The organism is Candidatus Nitrosopumilus sp. bin_6a, assembly GCF_054095695.1.
In genome coordinates this window covers 13,025-30,952 of record NZ_JBSWSR010000008.1, presented here as the reverse complement: position 1 = coordinate 30,952, position 17,928 = coordinate 13,025, and the positions used below count along the sequence as shown (strand labels likewise).

Here is a 17,928-nt window from a genome sequence, read left to right as displayed (position 1 = left end):
AAAATGAACAAGATTATGATTTTTGTGATTTTTGCAATAGTCTTTGGAGTATCACAGGCAGTGTATGCTCAAAGTGGAAATCTAGACATGGAATTAGAAGTTTCAGATGAAGAAAAAATTATTTTGTTTTCAGGTTTTGCGATTGCAGTTTTAGGAGTGTTTCTGTTTCTTGCAAGAGACATTATTCTTAGGAAAAAAACATCATATGACAAAGAAGAGTTGGAATCTAAAAAAGACAAGACGTTTGAAAAATACCACTCAGATTGGGGAGACGATTATGAAGAACTAGGTCAGCGTAGAAATACAAAAGAAGACAAAGAATTCAGAGATGCAGCAAATAATAGTGAATTACCAAATTATTATGAAATTATAGGAGTTCCCAATAATGCCACTCCAGAAGAAATCAAAAAGAAATTCAGAGAGTTGGCAAAAAAAACTCATCCTGATAAAACAAGAGAAGATTCGGAAGAAGAAATGGCTAAACTCAACAAAGCATACGAAGTGCTATCAGATAAAGAAAGTAGAGAAAAGTATGACAGATATCTAAAAGTGGGTTAAACAGATCCTAATTTTACAATAATCATACTAAGCTCAATAGATTCAGGAGTCTGAACACTGTTTGTCAAATTAGTAAAAATCTCAACAGAAACAGGTTTACCATCCGATTCAATCTGAGTGGTAATTTTAAGTTCGCCAAATTCAGTATTAGGACCAAGCATTTTCTTTGTCAATAATGGCACAATAGAAAGATCCTCAACAACACATTTCATTTTATAAGCAAATTTATCTGAAAAATATACTCCACCACGAGTAGTCGGTTCATTAACAGGTATTGGAGAATTTGAAATGGATGTGCTGGCGATCGGAAAAGTCTGATTATTCACATACAGCGTAAATGTTGGAGAATTTTTTTCATTAAAAGCCATCAGATTTTTCAATAATTGCAGATTAAATGGCATACAAAAGTTCCAAATCATAATTCTATTGAATCTTTCTAACATTGATATGAAAACCATGATAGATTCAACTCTCAAGAGATCATCTTTAAAAACTTGAATCCATTTCAAAGAATATTGCAGCAATTTGCAAATACCCATTCAATGAAAAATGAAATTCTCAGTTTAATGGTAGAGAACAAGTTAGAGGGGGATTGTTATGTCGAGATGTTAGATTACACCATCGACCTATTTGAGAGCCAAGGACTGGGAACAGAATATTATGGATATCACAACATCAATCATGAATTAGAAGTTACATATGTTTCACTTTTAGCAGCTAAACAAAATCAAATCCAATTCACAGATGAAGATATAAAATATCTTTATGTCTCAGCTTTATTTCACGATTTTGATCCTCAAAAAAATGTAGACAAACCTCATGAAGAAAGTGTTTTAAAATTCATTTCGATGGACAAAAAACTACGTGATCTAATAAAGATAGCAAATTTAGACTTGGAGATTATCAAAGTATTGATTTTACGAACCACTTATCCTTGGAGTGGAAAGTTGAAACAAAATGCAGAAGAACAAATCAAAGAATGTTTTAACAATTCAGATCTAACAAGAAATAACTTGCAATATCAAAAACACATAATGGAAATGGGATGGTATCTTTCTGTAGTAGACAGAGTTAGTGGTTATGCATTAGGAGATTTTGCAAAAGCTATGGAGATGGCAAAAATGAACGCACATGCATTGGCATGGAGACCATCATTAATTGTTAGGAGTGCAGTTGCATATTTTGAAGAATTATTAAACAAAGAGACAGACATGGCAAAAGCAATTCTCAAAGTACTTCCAAAGGAGATGAGAAAAAATTTCTTTGATACAGTACTGTCATTTATGAGAATCAGGCAGCAGGAGATATCAATTCAAGCAAATTATTCATATGACAATTTAAAATTGATTCCAACAATTGAGTCAATGGTAACAAGAAATGATCCAAAGTTTATTGATTCACTGTATGAGATATTTATGGAATTGCCAAGACCGTTGCAATTTGGAAGAGAAAATTTTGAAAAATCAGTGAGAGACCCTGAAGTAATCATAAACACTTTGAGACTAAATGACAAAAATGGGGAAGTGATAGGATTTGCAAAAGGAGGACCGCTTGAGAATTACAAATTACGCGAAGAGATCAGAGACGAGAATTACGGTTTAGGAAATACAATATTTTTAGAGCCTTTAGCATTGAAAATGGGTTACTGGGGATTAAAAGGAGGAAGTGAAATGCGTCATATGTTCATCATGCAGTCCCATTCAATGAAATTCAAGTATATGACAAGTTTTGCATTACGAGATGTCATCAGATCCAGAATAACTAAGGAACAAGCAGAATTTGTAACCTTATTTGATCCAGAGAGATGGGATTACTATAGAATCGAAATATAAAATCACCATATGAAAAAATCAATTTTAGAAATATTAGAATCAGAAATTTTAGGAAACATCCATTCTACAGATGAATTCAAGGAGTATTATTCAGTCGATGCAAGTTCTTACAAAATTGTTCCAAAAATAATAGTAATTCCAAAAAATGAAAAAGATGTCATCAATACCGTAAAAATTGCAAAAAAAATGAACGTGTCTGTTACTGTAAGAGGTGCAGGAACAGGTCTTGTGGGAAGTGCATTGAACACAGGGATAATACTAGATATGAAAAATTTCGATTCAGTTGAAATAAATAAAAATTATGTCAATGTGGGTGCAGGCGTACTAAAAGGGAATTTAGATAAAATATTGAAGAAATCTAAGAAATTTTTTCCTCCCAATCCGTCAATTGGATCGTTTTGTTCAGTGGGAGGAATGTTAGGAAATAATTCCAGTGGAAGCAGGAGTTTGAAATATGGAAGTATGATAGACAATGTTGAAGAAATAACACTTATTGATGGAAAGGGGATGAAAATAACTCTTCCAAAAAACAATAAAAAATCTAAAGAGATCATCAAAATAACAAACAGCATAGAGCGTAAAAAATTTCCAAACGTAACAAAAAATTCCTCAGGATATAGATTAGATAAGATAAAAACAATAAAAGACACACATAAAGCAATAATCGGTTCAGAAGGAACGTTAGGAATAATATTATCTGCAAAATTAAAAATCAAAAACAAACCAAAGAAAAGAGTTCTTTTTGTAATTCAATATGATTCAATAATCAAAGCTGCAATAAACTGTAACATTATCAATAAAACAAATCCATCTGCACTTGAATTTGTAGATAAAAGTACATTTGATCAAATAAATTTTGGATTTGATAAGAGCAGCAAGTGCCTATTATTTGTAGAATATGACGATAAGATTATTTCAAATGTGAAAAAAATTAATGAAATCACCACAGGTAAAATTGTTAAAAAAATATACACAGATAAAAATATTGAAAAATGGTGGAGATACAGAGATTCATCATTACATTATAGTTTAAAATCAATTAAAAAAGAAAACCGCATTCCTCACGTAATAGAAGATGCCGCAGTTCCATTAAAAAACCTCCCAAAATTATTTTTAATTTTGAACAGAATAAATGAAAAGTACAATACACAGTCAATCGTTTATGGTCATGCAGGAAATGGAAATGTGCATGTAAGATTAATTTCCAATAGGAGAAAAATAAAAATTGTAAAAAACATAGCAAGTGAATATTTCCACGAGGTCTGGAAGTTAGGGGGAACTATTACTGCAGAACATGGAGATGGATTGGCAAGATCAGAATTCATCAAAAAGCAATATGGGCAAAAAAATTATGAAATTTTTAAAAAAATCAAAAAATATTTTGATCCGGAAAATATCCTCAATCCAGGCAAAATAATTACCACAAAGAGCACAATCATACAAAACCTAGAAGAATTTTAAAAAAATCAAAATTAACAAGAAAAAACTGGCGCAGAAACGCTTTTGTAACTAAAAAATGCCCAAAAAATTGTGTTAGGAAGGGGCATAGTACTATTAGCATTACTTGTGATTATTTCAAGTGTTGTGCCAGCATTTGCCCTGACAGAATTAGAAAGGGCATCAATCGGAGACCCAAAATTAACAAATGCATTTGGAGCACCTATTGGAAATAAAATAAATGTTGATCAACAAATTCAGATTGCAGCAGACATTACAAACAATCAAGAAAAATCTCAGAAATTTAGTTATCTTGTTCAGGTCAAAAATTCTGAAGGCATAGTTGTAGATGTAGCATGGTTTAGTGGAGAACTAAATCCACAACAGAAATGGAACACATCGGTGTTTTGGGAACCACAACAAGCAGGAGAATTTACTGCAGAAATTTTTCTATGGGAAGGATTTCCAGTAAATCATAAGGCATTGGCAAAATCGGTCAACATACAGATCAGTGTAAGTTAAATTTTTACGAAAAAAAATATAATTATTTAAAAAGTTCTAATCAATTATTCATATAATTATCAAAAAAACATCCGATACGAAAAAAATTGGTCTGGAACATGATAAATGGGATCGGAGATTTGTCTAATAGTGAAAAAAATTCAACAAGTTCTCGCTAATATGACCTTGAGCCTAGAGACAATATGACAATAGGATATTGTGTGAAGTGTCGAGACAAACGAGAAATCGGCGGCCCTAAACCATACACCATGAAAAATGGTAAACCTGCAATCAAAGGCACATGCCCAAAATGCAGTACAGCCATTTTCAGAATTGGTAGAGGATAAATTTCTCACTAGAGAAATTTAGTACTGCCATTCATCAGTAAGACCATTCCATAGCGAACGCATTGGGGATGGATCTTTTTCTATTTCTTCAGTAATCCTGTTTCTCAATACAAAAAAGAAGTTTTCTAAGGCATCAACACCCCCATCAGCAAATAACTCATGACCAATCTCAGTAATTCTTTTGTGTTTATCAGAAATTTCTACAGAATCGGGATTTTGCAGACAAAAAGTCATCAGATCAATCAATTCTTCTTCCAACATGAAATCCATTACAAATAACTAAAAAAAGCCAAATTTAGGTATTCAAAATAAAAAAAGATTATTTTAGACGTTTGTAAATCTCTTTGAACTCACATGATAGATTATAGGAGATATTTAGCAAGTGAGCAAGTTGATTCATAGATGTCTTACCACGTCCTAATTGTCTTAACAAAGTCAAAGCTTTTTGGGGAGAGCTTGAAGCCAAAGGACTTTGGCCAGACCATGTTTTAAAAGCATCTTCAACATCTAGACTGAAATTTAAAACAAATTCTTTCCACATAGGCATTGCATTAAGAGCTTTTTCAGTGAGAAGGACCTTAGATAATTCACGGAATTCATTCTTCCGGTCTAGATATAACATATCCAGAGCTTGCTGAATTTTTTCAGGTCTATATGGTCCTGAATTTAACATATACATTCCTGCTATACTCATGCTGGTATTAACTCACAATCAAAGATAAACTAGATAGATGATTTTCTGTAAATATATTAAAAAAAAATAAAAAAAATTAACAAATGTATAGTTAAAAAAAGAAAATCATTGGAATGGGTCAATGAAAGGACAGTTGACAACATGGTCACTGTTCATTGGACGCGCAATACCAATATCGATCAAACCAGCTTCTTTGTAGGCGTTCACATCATCAATAGTTTCAAGTAATTGTGCATTTTCAGGATCACCCCAACCAATCATAAAGATTCTCCACATTGGAGAATAGTTATCATCACCAGGAGCTCCTGCTGCGATTCCAGGTTGGAATCCCAATGGACCAGTACCTGTTAAACCATTTTTGAATTGATACAAATCTACTGCTGCTGAATTTGCAATCAAGCTTGCAGATGTTGGTGAGTTTACAACACCCATCATATTAGCAGGACCACTTGGGGTAGCATCTGTTACAATGTAATAGATAGTTCTACCATCTGGACCCCATCCACGATGAGCTATGAAAGTCACATTCATCTCTTCTGTATCTATATCAAGAACCTGACCGCCACCATAAGGCGTAGTATCTGTCAAATCTACATCTTTTATCATCATCTGACCTTCAGGCCAAATGATTTGTGGCATATTCAAAACTACATCAATTGATGTCAATGTAATTTCATCATTCTCAGCTGCTGCAAGAATCATTGTTTCAGAATCAAGTATTCTCGGAATAGTGCCTTCATTCCATGTTACATGGACATGTGAAGTCAATGCACTATACACATCTGCTTGTGCAGGTGTACTTGTAAAGACCTCACCTTGGAAACTATGTACACCGTCTCCTTCAATGCCATTTGTGAACATGTATGTTTTTGAAAGCGCTGCTTCAGGTGTGTTCTTTAACAAAGGAGCAAGTTCTACTTGCCATCCTTGATTTGCAGTAATCATATCTGCATGTGTTGGATCACTAGAGTCAGTGATGATGAAATAAACATCCTCACCATCATAGTAACCTTGATGCATAGGAATTGTTGCTGGAACATTTGCTCTCGATAATCTAAGTACAGAACCCATGTCATCTTCAGTCATTTCTTCTTCAGGAGTTTTTTCCATTTTAGTTTCTTCAACCGGAGATACAGGAATAACTTGTTCTTGCCCTGCTTCCCAAGCAGCTTTGCCACCTGGAATTTCAGAGCAGAGTTGTAATCCACAGATGCCAGTAGCAGAACCATATTTTGAAGTTCCAGTACCTTTACTCTTCAGTGCTTCAGCATCTGAAAAGTAATCTGTAGTCATTCCTGATGTAAACAAGGGTAAAATTGCTAGAAGTGCAATGTATCTTAGACTCTTGTTCATATAATGGGAATTGAATTTTTGTTTAAAAGAATTTGTCCAAATTAAAAATTTTAACTAGCAAGTTCTGAAAATCTATTTCCCACATAATCCCAATTAACAACATTCCACCAAGCTTCAACATAATCCGACCTTTTATTTTGATATTTCAAATAATATGCATGCTCCCAAACATCTAACCCCAACAAAGGGAATTTACCAAGAGTCCAAGGACTTGTTTGATTTTCAGTTGTAATGATTTCAATTTTATGATATGTTGAATTAAAAACCAACCAACACCAGCCACTTCCTTGAATGGCAATTGCTCTTTCTGAAAAAACTTTTTTGAAATTATCAAAACTGTCATAATAAACATCAATTTGATCCTCTAATTGCCCACCAGGGAGTCCATCACTATCAGGAATCATCGTTTCCCAAAACAATCTATGATTTTCAAAACCCCCACCAAAAAAATTGATTGCTCCTCTACCAGATTCAGGAATTGATTTCAAATCAGACAGTATAGACGAAATGTATTGGGGATGAGATGCACTTCCAACATCTGCAAGTGCTTTGTTTAAACCATCAACATATGCCTGATGATGTTTTTGATGATGGATTTTCATAGTCTCAGTATCAATAAAGGGTTCCAATTCATCGTATCCATAAGGCAATCTTGGAAGATCATATTGAACCATGATTCAAATCAGTCTAATCCACATATATTCTTCAAGTGCAAAGAATGATAAATCTTGGAAAAGAGAATGTCAACATGAGAAAACTAGGTACAGTGGATTTAGAAATTTTGCATTTGGCAATTAATGAAAACGGAACATTTGATGAAAACAATCTAGAAAATTCAGAATTGAAAAGGTTAGGAGTTGGAAAACTTTTAGATGCTCTTGCTACATTAAAAGACAAAAAAATGATTTCCCTAAACAGTAACGGATCATTTACCATTACAGAATTGGCAAGAGAAATTCTTTGGAGCAATAATATTCCAACGTGGGCAAAAATATTACGGCTATTACAAATTAAATCATGCAGCATAGAACAAATTGAAGATATTCTAAAAATTTCAAAAGAAAACATAATTGACGAAATTGAAAAATTGCGAAAAAATCAATTTGTGTTAATGTCACCACAAAGGATTGGGGAAAGAATAATCAAAATTTATGAAATTCTCCCAGAAGGTATTGAGACAATAGATAAAACAGACACTGAGGGATTTGAAAACACAAAATTTGGAGAACCAAAATCAGAAATAGAAATTTTGAGCATAATAGATGAAATTAGAAAAGAAGTTCAAGATTCCCAGTTAGAACAAACAAAGAAAAACGCAATTGTAGAAAAATTATCAAAGATAAAAGACAAATTAGAAATCTAGTTATTTTGAGCGAACCTTGTCTTGAATCTGAGCTAGAATAAGTTCAGCCTTGTCTTTATTTTCATAATTCTCTTTTGATTCATCCATGATTTCATCAATCTCATAACTTTTGTCAACTAAAACATTAGCCACATGATCATCAAGAGTGCCATTTCCAATCAAATAATATGCAAACACAGTATTTTTCTGACCAATTCTATGCAATCTATCCTCAGCCTGTCTATGAATGGCAGGGCTCCAATCTAATTCTGCAAAAATAACATATTTTGCCCTAGTCAAATTGATACCAACATTTCCAGCACGGATACCTGCAATCATCAGTTTTGATTCTCCTCTTTGGAATTTGTCTATTTGATCTTGACGAGTAGAATCAGATTGCCCACCAATTATGGATACAGGAGAAAATTCCTGAAGACTATCATGCAATAGTTTGTGAATTACTTTATGATGACAAAAGACAACAACACTTTCCTCAATTTCCATAATGTTTTTAACAAAATTGATTACGTGTGGAAGTTTTGCAATACCTGCAATCTGTCTTTCACTTTGAATTGCTCTGTTGTAGGATGCAGATTTAGAAAATTCACTATCAGCATCTTTCTGTTCTGCCTCAACTTTCTTCCAAATTTTATCCAATTCCTCAAGATAGTAATCAGTGTCTGCTGCAATAACCTCCTTGTAGCGCACTTTATCTTTAAGCTCCTTTAAGACATCAGCTTTTTTCCTGCGAAGCATCACATGTTTTTGTAATTCATTTCTTAGTGAAGCACGTTTATTTTCCAAAACAATCGCTTTACCTTTTTCATTGACATAGCAAAAGTATTCACAAAATTCCTTAAAGCTGCCAAGCAATCCAGGTTTTATAATATCAATGATTGGCCATATTTCTGAACCGCGATTATAGATTGGAGTTCCAGATAGTCCAATCCTATAAAGAACTGAAGGTAATGCTGCTAATTTTTTTACTGCTTTGTATTTTTGAGTCGTTTTTGATCTTAAGTTATGTACTTCATCACAAACAATTGTTTTTAATCCTACTTCGGATAAATCATCATTTCTTTTGAAAAGCAATTCATAATTAATTATGTAAATGTCAGTTTTTGGTAATTCCTGAGATTTACCAGTTCTAATAATAGTAACACTTGGAGATTCAGATTCAATAATTCTTCCATTACGACTTTTCTTTTTCAGAAATTTCTCAATTTCTCTTTCCCAATTATTCAGAGTGACTAATGGTGCAACAACCAACAGAGGGAATGTTTGTTTTTCAGTTGCAGCATAAGATAGTGTTTGAACAGTTTTTCCAAGACCCATTTCATCAGCCAATAAAGCATTGCCAGAAGATTTTAACAGAAAATCCAATCCTTCCTTTTGGAAATTAAGTAATTTACCTCGGAATTGTTCACCGGTTTTTGCTCGTTTTAGTTTAAGTTTAACAGGAGGCAGTGTGGGTTTTGGGGCATATGTTTTTACAATTTTTCTTTGCCATATTGATTTAGATAAAATTTCAAGAGGATAACGATCCATAATCAATTTCAGTTGTTTTACAGTTTCAGTGTTATCGGGAATAATTATTTCATTTACATTTTCCCCATACCATGCCTCAGAGACAAGACGAGATATCATACTCACGGCACGATCGCCTGTGACTTTCCAGCTCCAGATTTTAGAGTATTTGTCAAGGACATATTCCAATGTGCCAATGTTTTCCATGGATGTTTCCATAATTTGTCGACAGAAAGTTTTTTTGCCTTATGAATCTTCATATTTTTCTCGATCATTAAAAAAAGAATTTAAAATCTACAAGAGTTAAAATATGATACTAGTTTCTACATTTAGGGGAAATTTTCAGAGGGCCTAGGCTCAAATCAGACAATGGGTCAAATTTTAAAGAAATTTTTATACCTAAAAACAAGAACATATAAAACAAAATTGTGAAAATGGATCAAAACATATTTTGAATTAAATTTTGAAAAATTTTCTTTTCCAGAAGACAATTGTTAAATGAATTAGATCTTTCAGAAAAATCATCAGAATTGAAAAACAAATTGTGAAAAATCAAACATACAAAAATCAGACATACATTAGGCAATATTTTTGATCACAACATAAGTTTAAAATTCATCAAATTTTAGAATAGAGATGGAATTTATTCAAAATGAACAACCATATATAAAAAAACCAATTATAATTGCAGCAATGCAAGACATGGGAAACGTTGGAAGTATTGTGATAAATTTCATCAATGAGTCACTTCAAACAAAAACATTCAGAACTGCAAAAATACCATTTCCAACATACATAGTTGATAGAGGAGGATATATTGATCTTCCAGATGAAAAATGGGAATATAGATTCACAGATGATTTAATAATATTTGGGGGAGGTAAAGGTCAACCACAAAGCAACAATGAATTGAATGCTTTATGTCAAGATGTCATAGATATTGCAAAGAAATATTCTGCAAAATTTATCTATACATTAGGAGGTTTTCATACAAATCGAATTTTTGACGATAAACCAAAAACATACATCACTACAACATCACAGGAATTGACGAAACAGATGGAAGGATTAGATGTTGAAGTAACCCCACAAAAATCAATTATTACAGGATTCAATGGGTTGATTTTAGGTTTTGCAAAGAAAAATAACATACGGGGAATTGGCATGTATGCAGAACTAAATGAGCCTGATATTCCACAATATAGATCATCCATTAGCATAATCAAAACACTTGAAAAATTAACATATAGAAAATTAGGAAGTACAAGTCAATTAGAAATCAGAGCTCAAGAAATAGAAAGAAAATTCAAAAACTAAATTTAATGAGTTTTGCCAACTTCATGAGGTTCAGTATTCTCATCATGACAATCACAACTACAAAGATGGGTCTTGTGATTATTCATGCAATCAATACATTCAAAATGTTTCCTTGTCTCACATGCAGCACATATCATCTTAGTTTGAGTAAAATAAAAGGAGAATTTGAATTTTTTCTCCACGAATGGAACCTAATAGTTTACTTCGCTTCTATTTAGAAGACGATCAGTCAAATCCACATATCCTTGAGGATCAAGTTCTTTGGCAAATCCTTTGTCGATATTAATTAGGTAAATAGAATGAAGGTGAGCATTTAAGATATCATCATATTTTATTGGAGGATTTTTGTAATAGCGATCACATAAATCTTTGATCTTCTGCACATCTTCTTTTTTTCTTGCATTTGGCGGCAACAAGAAAATTTTGGATATAGGCAAAATTCCAACAACCGGGGTAGCCAATGAAAATTTTGAGCAATGTTGGCTATATCTTGCAATCTTGCTCATGATTCTTGCAGCAAAATAATCTATAGTATCCATTGCATGTTCTGGAGGAGTAAATCCCGTTTCAATTTCAATTATTGTGTTACCGCCGCCCTTCTTTGCAAAAATGTCACACACAAGAATATCAGTGATATCTTTTTCAACCTCAACAGTATAACCTCGTGAAATTAAAGTGCTAGCACAAATCAATTCCAAAATAGAGTGGTTGATTTTAACTAGATTTTTTTTATACATTTCGATTAACTGTTGCCGTACATAGTGAAGTTTAGAGACATCATTTTCTTTAAGATTTTTTGAGAGTTTGTCAGCCATCTCAGAAACATCATTACGGAATTTTTCCAAATCCATGATTTAGGATATCATTGTTCTCATAGTTTAAGAGTTAGTGGTAACGTCAAATATGGAATTTTAGTATTTAGACGTAAAATTACTCAATAAAAATTGAAAAATAGCGAATTTTTATTCATACTTTGTCTTAACTGCAAAAATCAAAAGTGTTTGATGTGTACAATTACAAGGCTGTATTCATAGGATTATTCGCATTTTTAATGATATTTTCATTCATTCCAACATCCCAAGCAGAACTATGGCAATTCATAGTAGACGCAAATGTTGAGAACGCAGTAGTATTTCAAGGAGATACAGTCGTCGTTACAGGAAGAGTAGTTAATCACGCATATGAGCCAACTAGAGGAGTAGAAGTTCTAATCAGAACAGGATCAGACACAACCAAAACATTCACAACACCAGACGGTCATTTTAGAGGAGAATTTGAGAATTTTCAAAGGATTCCAGGAACATACACTGTTAATGTTATTGCATCATGGTATGGAATGACAGGATTAACAAGTACAGAATTTCAAGTAAAGGGAGACGTTTCACCAATTTCAATATTACAAGAAAAGTTATCCACGGATGAAGCAATAAAATATCTGAGTTCAAATGAAAGCGATTTTGAAAAAAATCCAATAGGTCAAACTCTGTTCAAATACTATCACAAATTATTAGATGAATTAATTCAAGAACAAACAGAAGCAAGAGAATCAAACGAGGATAGAATCCACATAGAAAAACAAAGAATAATTGCAGAAAGTCTAAGAGAGCAGGCCATTGAAGAGTATAACCCAAGAGCAGGAGTTTATGAAGGATGGCAATATGATCAATATATTAAAAGTGTGAATCCAGAAATTCAAGACCTTATTGCACAGCAATTGAACTTTACAAAAAATAATTTCATAGAAGCAAATAAGATCAAACAAGAAATGTTAGTCAATGGCAGCACGTATGAGGAAGCCATGCAAGCATATCTAAAAATGCTTTCAACACCAAAAGAAAGTATTGAAAAATTTAATCAAGAACATTTAGAAGAAACAACAGAAGAAAATCAAACAAACGAAGAATAATCATTGTCAAAGATCATATATTCAAAAAATATTAAAAAACAAAGAAACATGTATTTCATTAGTTCTCAATAGTATCTCCAAACAATTTTTAATCAGACATGGAAAGGAGATTCAGATTGAAAGTATTCCATAAACCAACATGCATTACATGTAAAAAGACAATTTCAGAAATTCAACGAATGGGAAAAGATATCGAAAAAAGAGATTTTTTTAAAGATCCATTCTCTGAGACAGAATTCAAAAAAATATTAAAAATGACAGGTAAAAAACCATCAGAACTTCTAAGAAAAAGAGACAAAATGTACAAGGAATTAGATTTAGAAAAGAGTAAGAAAACAGACGCACAATTGATCAAATTAATGGTAAAATACCCAGGATTGATTTTACGCCCAATAATTATAACAAAAAATAAAGCAATTGTGGGAAAAGTAAACGTGAAAAATTTGGAATAAATTATTTAGAATTTTTGTCTTTGAATATTCTGATAGCTTCTAAATGAGAGCAATTTGCTTTTAGTCCTTTTCCATGATGAAATTTATAGAAATTTTTGAATCCAGGACATTCGCAAGAATCAGAAGTTACAAAATAAGATTTTTCGGGATCAGATGAAGATTTGATTTGAAATAAATCATCTTCAATTTTTACTACCCCTCCACTTTCAACTAATTTCTTTGCTTTGCGAATGGTGTTAGCACTCATATAAAATCAAGAAAACACCAAAGTTTTATCTGTTATTTTTCATAAGTTCATAAAATGTTTATATTATTTGATCGTCTATATGTTGTAGACGAGAGAATTGCTTTTCTGCCTCGGTAAAGGCTAGAATTCGTTTCACTCTCGTCTGATTTTAAATTATGTTTTGAACTCGACCTATCTTACCAGAATCTAATTCAACTTTGATTCCATGAGGGTGAAATTCACTTGAAGTCAAGATTCTTTTAACTTTGCCCTTGGTCAAATTTCCTGTTCTTTGATCATGTTTTTGTATTATACTAACAGATAATCCAGGTTTGATTTTTTCTCTAGTGGGAACAGTATTCAATAATATTTGGCAACCATGGAAGATTCTAAATCTTTGTTTTATAAAATAAAAGAGTTTTGAAAATTACTCAAAACGATTGTTCTAATTTTTGTGGTTTTGGAAGCAGTCTCTGCAATAAACAGGTCTGTCTTCTTTTGGTTGGAATGGCACTTGGCAATCATTTCCACAGTCACCACATTTTGCATCATGCATTTCACGTGGTCTGTCGTCTCTTCTACCAAATCTAGAGCCTCTGTCACCGCCAAATCTTCCACCAAATCTACCGCCACCTTGTCTTGGGGCCGGTCTGTGATTTTGGAAGCATTCTCTGCAATAAACAGGTCTGTCTTCTTTTGGCTTGAATGGCACTTGACATTCATTTCCACAGTCACCACATGTTGTGGTATGCATTTCTCTTTCTCTATCAAAGGACATGTCTTTCTAAATCTCAGTAATCTCATGGAGTAATAAACTGTGGGAAAAACAACTATTGTTATAAACTAATTATCTTCTTTGAGATCATTGGGCATAAAAAAATATGTTGCCACCAGGATGATCACTATCTTTGGAGTATTAATGATCACACTATTAATCACAATTGCGCTTGTGGGCTCAAATATGGACACGATTCTAAAACAAGGCATTGTATTTCAAGTCAGATCAGAAATTACAGAAAACCCTTCTATTGCAGAAAGTTTTTCATCAGTTGAAGAATTTGAAGGATTTATTCAAACTCAAATTGATCAAAGAATTCAAATTTTGGGATTAGACGAGCCATGGTATTCTCATCAAAGAATAGGAGTAACAATGTGTAAGATCATATTATTAGATTTTGGTCATGCTACCTTTCTGACTAGTGATGAGGGATCTTCAGATGTTAAAGACATACTATTTGAAAAACTACCAAGAACAGTGTTACTATTTACAACTGCAACAATCATCATTTCAATTATTGGGATATTTTTAGGAGCTTTTTCTAGTAGTAAAGTAGGTTCAAGCATAGATAGAATAACATCGAGTTTTGCAATTATCAGTTCTAGCTTTCCAGTATGGTGGATAGGAATGTTGATGATATTTTTATTTGCATTTACATGGCAGATATTTCCATCTAGAGCAACACCAGATATCCCATCATCTGATCCTGCATATATCGGATCACTGTTATACCATATGGCATTACCATTAATTACAATTGTAATGATTGGTTTTGGATCATGGGCATATCTTGTAAGAAATTTCATGGTAGGAATTATGCAAGAGGACTTCATCATAGCAAAGAAAACAATTGGAATTGCTCAAAAAAAAGTCATCTATACACATGCATTAAAAAATGCAGCACCTCCAATCGTGACGATTTTGGCATTAAGTTTGTCTGGATCATTAGGAGGTGCAATAATTACAGAAGCTGTTTTTGATTGGCCTGGAATGGGGAGATTGTATTTTGAGGCAATTACTGTAATGGATCTTCCAGTAATTATAGGTGCAACATATCTACTGACAGTATTTTTCTTAATCAGCATATTCATTGCAGATTTACTTTATGGATATTTTGATCCTAGAGTGAGGACAGGTAATTGAGTAACATCACCCCACAAGAAATCAAACAAGAATTTCTCAAAAGCAAAATGGGAATTGCAGGAATAGGAATTCTTTTGACACTTGTAATAGTTTCAATCATAGCAATAATCACCATTCCTGTAGAAACATTTCAAGAGTGGAATAATCCAAGTAATTGGATTGAAAATCCAAAAGTAGCAATTCCTGTTTGGGTCAACATATTTTTGAGTGAAAAAATTCCAGAGCATAAAATTTTGAATGAACCAAATATAAAAAAAATAACAAGTGAAGAAATAGAGTTAACATCACATCAGTTTGGATTAAATTTTGATTATGTTGATTTTCCAAATGATTTCATCTACGAATTTTCATCAGAATATTCAGGTAGTCCGCTACTACAAATGTCAGTCATACGACCAGATGGAATTAAATTGAATTTACTTATAACCGCACTTCCTTATTCAAATGAGAAAACCACTCATAGTGAAAGAATTTTTTCAACAGATCAAGCAATAAAGAAAAATCTGTCATTGCAATCAGAAAATTTTGAATTTGAATTAAAAAGATTATCTGCCGAAGATATCGTGTTTTCAAAAATCCATGTAAATGAACCATTAAATGGAGACTATATTTTTTTGATAGATCTGTATGGAGTAAATTCAGAAAACCAAATTTACGAATCAAATTTGATTGTAGGAGGCAAGGCATTTGGAATAATGGGTACAGATGAATTAAGACGCGATTTGGCAATAGGATTACTTTGGGGAACACCTCTAGCACTGTTCATAGGCCTAGTAGTATCCATAGCATCAGTTGTTGCAGGATTACTTTATGGAGTATATGCAGGATACAAAGGCAAAAAAACAGACGAGTTAATGATGAGGTTCAATGATGTCATCTATGCATTACCAGCATTACCATTTCTCATAATTCTTTCAGTGACAATCAGTAATAGCATTTTTGTGATGGTAGGATTTTTGATGATATTTGGATGGGTAGGCATAGCAAAAGTATCAAGAAGCATGTCACTTCAAATTAAAACTCGAGGGTATGTCGATGCAGCAAATATGATGGGTCAAAAAGATTCCAAAATAATTCTAAAACATATTGTGCCTCAATTGTTGCCATATGCATTTGCAAGTATTGCAATTTCAGTTCCAGCTGCAATCACCACAGAGGCAGGATTAAGTTTTCTAGGATTAGGAGACCCGACATTTCCAACATGGGGACAAATCTTACATGATGCAAATACCTTTGGAGCCGCAGCAAGAGGAATGTGGTGGTGGATCATGCCACCAGGAATCATGATAGCAATAACAGGATTAGCCTTTGTGTTTATCGGCAATGCCTTAGATGCAATAATCAATCCTAAACTTAAAAGATAATCATATAGAATAACTGCGAATTATATCTAAAGCGGCATCATTTAGTTTGATAGTATATGTTAGAGAATTAGGATCTTCTTTTGTCTCGGCCAAAGTTTCTGTAAATTTCACTTTATCGTCCTCAGTAGCGCCTGCTTCATGAGCACAGAGATTAAACGCCTTTAGATTTAGATTATTTTTTAACAAATGCGCAATGAATTTTTTGTAATCTTCAGGATTCGTCCAATTGACATTTTTTTCTGAACATGTTGCAATCCATACATCAACGGAATTATGGAAAATCACTTTTTTACGAAGTTCATCCAATGACATATCTTTTCATCTAAAAATCGGCTCTTTGCATTTTAGAACCACATCGTGGGCAGGTTCCTCCTTTGTGTTTGTTATTGCATACAAGACACACATATCTGACACCACCAGAACCACCTTGAGAACCCATGCCAAAGAATCCTCCACCAGCCCCAGAATCACTTCCATAGCTACCCATTTTACTCATTTGACGTCTTCGCATAATCATTGGCAACAAAATGAAAATTGCCATAACTAATCCTATGCTGATAAACCACGGAACTCCAAGAGCTGATAGACCTATTTGCAATCCGATACTAAATACCAAAGATGCGCCTAAGAAAATATAATATCTCTTGAGTTGAGGATTCAAGCCATTAAAAGTATCGTTAAAACGGATATAAAGTTTCTTCATCTTTGTTCTGAATTATCAGCATATTTCTCAAATCATTCAACAGACAGAGGAATAGAATTGCCGTTACTATCCCATGCAAAAATAGAATCATCATCATATGGAGACTTTACAATCATCGATACCAAACCAAAAAAATTATGTAAATCAGTTACAGATGGCTCTGCAGAACCGCTTGGATGAGAATGAACAATTCCAACATAACTCATATCAAAAGGTAAGAAAGAGTGAGGAAATCCTGCAAAAGTAGGACCTGTTTCACTGAAAGGAGGAATTACAAGTCCATCTATTTTTATCTCACCATTTTTTGATTTTCCTTTTAAAATCAAAATTCCTTCATTTGGGTGCTTCATTTGACAAAAGGATAGAATGCTATCATGAACATCTTTTTTCAACATTACTTTACGTTCAAATTTTTTCTTTTTGAATAACATAATCGTACATAAGTTTG

Annotated in this window: 24 protein-coding genes; 11 read left to right on the top strand and 13 right to left on the bottom strand. The window is 33.0% G+C overall.

Annotated elements, in window-relative coordinates; translation table 11 throughout:
• Positions 1 to 3 precede the first annotated feature (3 nt).
• Positions 4 to 558, top strand: a complete 555-nt coding sequence (locus ACW9XA_RS08555; protein ID WP_457763918.1) for a DnaJ domain-containing protein — start codon at positions 4 to 6, stop codon at positions 556 to 558.
• On the opposite strand, the gene ACW9XA_RS08550 is transcribed toward ACW9XA_RS08555, so the two are convergent.
• Positions 555 to 959, bottom strand: a complete 405-nt coding sequence (locus ACW9XA_RS08550; protein ID WP_457763917.1) for a hypothetical protein — start codon at positions 957 to 959, stop codon at positions 555 to 557. The genes ACW9XA_RS08555 and ACW9XA_RS08550 overlap by 4 nt on opposite strands.
• A 141-nt stretch (positions 960 to 1,100) precedes the next feature.
• Between ACW9XA_RS08550 and ACW9XA_RS08545 the strand changes: the two genes are divergently transcribed.
• The 4 genes from ACW9XA_RS08545 (at position 1,101) to ACW9XA_RS08530 (ending at position 4,675) form a co-directional block, all read left to right on the top strand.
• A complete protein-coding gene (locus ACW9XA_RS08545) occupies positions 1,101 to 2,390 on the top strand; it encodes an HD domain-containing protein (RefSeq protein WP_457763916.1) in 1,290 nt (429 codons plus the stop codon).
• A 9-nt stretch (positions 2,391 to 2,399) separates the two neighbouring features.
• Entirely contained in the window at positions 2,400 to 3,851 is a 1,452-nt protein-coding gene (locus ACW9XA_RS08540; protein WP_457763915.1) for an FAD-binding oxidoreductase, read from the top strand.
• A gap of 69 nt (positions 3,852 to 3,920) precedes the next feature.
• Positions 3,921 to 4,349, top strand: a complete 429-nt coding sequence (locus tag ACW9XA_RS08535; protein WP_457763914.1) for a hypothetical protein — start codon at positions 3,921 to 3,923, stop codon at positions 4,347 to 4,349.
• Positions 4,350 to 4,531: 182 nt separating this feature from the next.
• Positions 4,532 to 4,675: a DUF5679 domain-containing protein gene (locus ACW9XA_RS08530; RefSeq protein WP_300322614.1), complete on the top strand. Its 144-nt coding sequence runs from the start codon at positions 4,532 to 4,534 to the stop codon at positions 4,673 to 4,675.
• Between the two features lie 18 nt (positions 4,676 to 4,693).
• Here ACW9XA_RS08530 and ACW9XA_RS08525 read toward each other — a convergent pair whose 3' ends face one another.
• The 4 genes from ACW9XA_RS08525 to ACW9XA_RS08510 form a co-directional block, all read right to left on the bottom strand.
• Entirely contained in the window at positions 4,694 to 4,945 is a 252-nt protein-coding gene (locus ACW9XA_RS08525) for a hypothetical protein (RefSeq protein ID WP_457763913.1), read from the bottom strand.
• 49 nt (positions 4,946 to 4,994) lie between these two features.
• Entirely contained in the window at positions 4,995 to 5,369 is a 375-nt protein-coding gene (locus ACW9XA_RS08520; RefSeq protein ID WP_457763912.1) for a hypothetical protein, read from the bottom strand.
• Between the two features lie 105 nt (positions 5,370 to 5,474).
• Positions 5,475 to 6,722 carry a DUF7482 domain-containing protein gene (locus tag ACW9XA_RS08515; RefSeq protein WP_457763911.1) on the bottom strand — a complete coding sequence of 416 codons (1,248 nt, stop codon included), beginning with the start codon at positions 6,720 to 6,722 and terminating at the stop codon, positions 5,475 to 5,477.
• 50 nt (positions 6,723 to 6,772) lie between these two features.
• Positions 6,773 to 7,396: a superoxide dismutase gene (locus ACW9XA_RS08510; protein ID WP_457763910.1), complete on the bottom strand. Its 624-nt coding sequence runs from the start codon at positions 7,394 to 7,396 to the stop codon at positions 6,773 to 6,775.
• Positions 7,397 to 7,470: 74 nt separating this feature from the next.
• Between ACW9XA_RS08510 and ACW9XA_RS08505 the strand changes: the two genes are divergently transcribed.
• A complete protein-coding gene (locus ACW9XA_RS08505; protein ID WP_457764014.1) occupies positions 7,471 to 8,085 on the top strand; it encodes a hypothetical protein in 615 nt (204 codons plus the stop codon).
• Here the strand turns inward: ACW9XA_RS08505 and ACW9XA_RS08500 are convergent, their stop codons facing one another.
• Positions 8,086 to 9,810 (bottom strand): DEAD/DEAH box helicase, encoded by a 1,725-nt coding sequence (locus ACW9XA_RS08500; RefSeq protein WP_457763909.1) that lies wholly within the window; start codon positions 9,808 to 9,810, stop codon positions 8,086 to 8,088. It abuts the gene before it with no gap.
• Between the two features lie 417 nt (positions 9,811 to 10,227).
• Between ACW9XA_RS08500 and ACW9XA_RS08495 the strand changes: the two genes are divergently transcribed.
• Positions 10,228 to 10,908: a PAC2 family protein gene (locus tag ACW9XA_RS08495; protein WP_457763908.1), complete on the top strand. Its 681-nt coding sequence runs from the start codon at positions 10,228 to 10,230 to the stop codon at positions 10,906 to 10,908.
• Positions 10,909 to 11,099: 191 nt separating this feature from the next.
• Here ACW9XA_RS08495 and ACW9XA_RS08490 read toward each other — a convergent pair whose 3' ends face one another.
• Positions 11,100 to 11,759, bottom strand: a complete 660-nt coding sequence (locus ACW9XA_RS08490) for a hypothetical protein (protein ID WP_457763907.1) — start codon at positions 11,757 to 11,759, stop codon at positions 11,100 to 11,102.
• Positions 11,760 to 11,959: 200 nt separating this feature from the next.
• Between ACW9XA_RS08490 and ACW9XA_RS08485 the strand changes: the two genes are divergently transcribed.
• Together ACW9XA_RS08485 and ACW9XA_RS08480 are read left to right on the top strand one after the other, a co-directional pair.
• Complete coding sequence (locus ACW9XA_RS08485; RefSeq protein ID WP_457763906.1) at positions 11,960 to 12,814, top strand: carboxypeptidase-like regulatory domain-containing protein; 855 nt, start codon at positions 11,960 to 11,962, stop codon at positions 12,812 to 12,814.
• Positions 12,815 to 12,930: 116 nt separating this feature from the next.
• Entirely contained in the window at positions 12,931 to 13,266 is a 336-nt protein-coding gene (locus ACW9XA_RS08480) for an arsenate reductase family protein (RefSeq protein ID WP_457763905.1), read from the top strand.
• A 1-nt stretch (position 13,267) separates the two neighbouring features.
• Here the strand turns inward: ACW9XA_RS08480 and ACW9XA_RS08475 are convergent, their stop codons facing one another.
• The 3 genes from ACW9XA_RS08475 to ACW9XA_RS08465 form a co-directional block, all read right to left on the bottom strand.
• A complete protein-coding gene (locus ACW9XA_RS08475) occupies positions 13,268 to 13,513 on the bottom strand; it encodes a hypothetical protein (protein WP_457763904.1) in 246 nt (81 codons plus the stop codon).
• A gap of 148 nt (positions 13,514 to 13,661) precedes the next feature.
• On the bottom strand, positions 13,662 to 13,856 hold the full coding sequence (locus ACW9XA_RS08470) for a YwbE family protein (protein WP_457763903.1): 195 nt from the start codon (positions 13,854 to 13,856) through the stop codon (positions 13,662 to 13,664).
• Positions 13,857 to 13,937: 81 nt separating this feature from the next.
• Positions 13,938 to 14,270 (bottom strand): CxxC-x17-CxxC domain-containing protein, encoded by a 333-nt coding sequence (locus tag ACW9XA_RS08465; RefSeq protein WP_457763902.1) that lies wholly within the window; start codon positions 14,268 to 14,270, stop codon positions 13,938 to 13,940.
• A 93-nt stretch (positions 14,271 to 14,363) separates the two neighbouring features.
• On the opposite strand from ACW9XA_RS08465, the gene ACW9XA_RS08460 reads away from it, so the two are divergent.
• Together ACW9XA_RS08460 and ACW9XA_RS08455 are read left to right on the top strand one after the other, a co-directional pair.
• Positions 14,364 to 15,413, top strand: coding sequence for an ABC transporter permease (locus tag ACW9XA_RS08460; protein ID WP_457764013.1), 1,050 nt, complete (start codon positions 14,364 to 14,366; stop codon positions 15,411 to 15,413).
• Complete coding sequence (locus ACW9XA_RS08455) at positions 15,410 to 16,777, top strand: ABC transporter permease (protein WP_457763901.1); 1,368 nt, start codon at positions 15,410 to 15,412, stop codon at positions 16,775 to 16,777. The genes ACW9XA_RS08460 and ACW9XA_RS08455 overlap by 4 nt, the downstream gene beginning before the upstream one ends.
• Here ACW9XA_RS08455 and ACW9XA_RS08450 read toward each other — a convergent pair whose 3' ends face one another.
• The 3 genes from ACW9XA_RS08450 to ACW9XA_RS08440 are packed head-to-tail and all read right to left on the bottom strand — an operon-like array spanning position 16,778 to position 17,911.
• On the bottom strand, positions 16,778 to 17,089 hold the full coding sequence (locus ACW9XA_RS08450; RefSeq protein ID WP_457763900.1) for a hypothetical protein: 312 nt from the start codon (positions 17,087 to 17,089) through the stop codon (positions 16,778 to 16,780).
• A 10-nt stretch (positions 17,090 to 17,099) separates the two neighbouring features.
• On the bottom strand, positions 17,100 to 17,480 hold the full coding sequence (locus tag ACW9XA_RS08445) for a hypothetical protein (protein ID WP_457763899.1): 381 nt from the start codon (positions 17,478 to 17,480) through the stop codon (positions 17,100 to 17,102).
• A 32-nt stretch (positions 17,481 to 17,512) separates the two neighbouring features.
• Complete coding sequence (locus ACW9XA_RS08440) at positions 17,513 to 17,911, bottom strand: Mov34/MPN/PAD-1 family protein (RefSeq protein ID WP_457763898.1); 399 nt, start codon at positions 17,909 to 17,911, stop codon at positions 17,513 to 17,515.
• Between the last annotated feature and the right edge of the window lie 17 nt (positions 17,912 to 17,928).

What these genes read in the sequence shown, in the direction of transcription:
- ACW9XA_RS08445 (WP_457763899.1), bottom strand. Translation starts at nt 17,480, where the DNA reads ATGAAGAAACTTTATATCCGTTTTAACGATACTTTTAATGGCTTGAAT.
- ACW9XA_RS08490 (WP_457763907.1), bottom strand. Translation starts at nt 11,759, where the DNA reads ATGGATTTGGAAAAATTCCGTAATGATGTTTCTGAGATGGCTGACAAA.
- ACW9XA_RS08525 (WP_457763913.1), bottom strand. Translation starts at nt 4,945, where the DNA reads ATGGATTTCATGTTGGAAGAAGAATTGATTGATCTGATGACTTTTTGT.
- ACW9XA_RS08515 (WP_457763911.1), bottom strand. Translation starts at nt 6,722, where the DNA reads ATGAACAAGAGTCTAAGATACATTGCACTTCTAGCAATTTTACCCTTG.
- ACW9XA_RS08550 (WP_457763917.1), bottom strand. Translation starts at nt 959, where the DNA reads ATGCCATTTAATCTGCAATTATTGAAAAATCTGATGGCTTTTAATGAA.
- ACW9XA_RS08555 (WP_457763918.1), top strand. Translation starts at nt 4, where the DNA reads ATGAACAAGATTATGATTTTTGTGATTTTTGCAATAGTCTTTGGAGTA.
- ACW9XA_RS08540 (WP_457763915.1), top strand. Translation starts at nt 2,400, where the DNA reads ATGAAAAAATCAATTTTAGAAATATTAGAATCAGAAATTTTAGGAAAC.
- ACW9XA_RS08485 (WP_457763906.1), top strand. Translation starts at nt 11,960, where the DNA reads ATGATATTTTCATTCATTCCAACATCCCAAGCAGAACTATGGCAATTC.
- ACW9XA_RS08500 (WP_457763909.1), bottom strand. Translation starts at nt 9,810, where the DNA reads ATGGAAACATCCATGGAAAACATTGGCACATTGGAATATGTCCTTGAC.
- ACW9XA_RS08465 (WP_457763902.1), bottom strand. Translation starts at nt 14,270, where the DNA reads ATGTCCTTTGATAGAGAAAGAGAAATGCATACCACAACATGTGGTGAC.
- ACW9XA_RS08505 (WP_457764014.1), top strand. Translation starts at nt 7,471, where the DNA reads ATGAGAAAACTAGGTACAGTGGATTTAGAAATTTTGCATTTGGCAATT.
- ACW9XA_RS08495 (WP_457763908.1), top strand. Translation starts at nt 10,228, where the DNA reads ATGGAATTTATTCAAAATGAACAACCATATATAAAAAAACCAATTATA.
- ACW9XA_RS08450 (WP_457763900.1), bottom strand. Translation starts at nt 17,089, where the DNA reads ATGTCATTGGATGAACTTCGTAAAAAAGTGATTTTCCATAATTCCGTT.
- ACW9XA_RS08440 (WP_457763898.1), bottom strand. Translation starts at nt 17,911, where the DNA reads ATGTTATTCAAAAAGAAAAAATTTGAACGTAAAGTAATGTTGAAAAAA.
- ACW9XA_RS08475 (WP_457763904.1), bottom strand. Translation starts at nt 13,513, where the DNA reads ATGAGTGCTAACACCATTCGCAAAGCAAAGAAATTAGTTGAAAGTGGA.
- ACW9XA_RS08530 (WP_300322614.1), top strand. Translation starts at nt 4,532, where the DNA reads ATGACAATAGGATATTGTGTGAAGTGTCGAGACAAACGAGAAATCGGC.
- ACW9XA_RS08520 (WP_457763912.1), bottom strand. Translation starts at nt 5,369, where the DNA reads ATGAGTATAGCAGGAATGTATATGTTAAATTCAGGACCATATAGACCT.
- ACW9XA_RS08510 (WP_457763910.1), bottom strand. Translation starts at nt 7,396, where the DNA reads ATGGTTCAATATGATCTTCCAAGATTGCCTTATGGATACGATGAATTG.
- ACW9XA_RS08545 (WP_457763916.1), top strand. Translation starts at nt 1,101, where the DNA reads ATGAAAAATGAAATTCTCAGTTTAATGGTAGAGAACAAGTTAGAGGGG.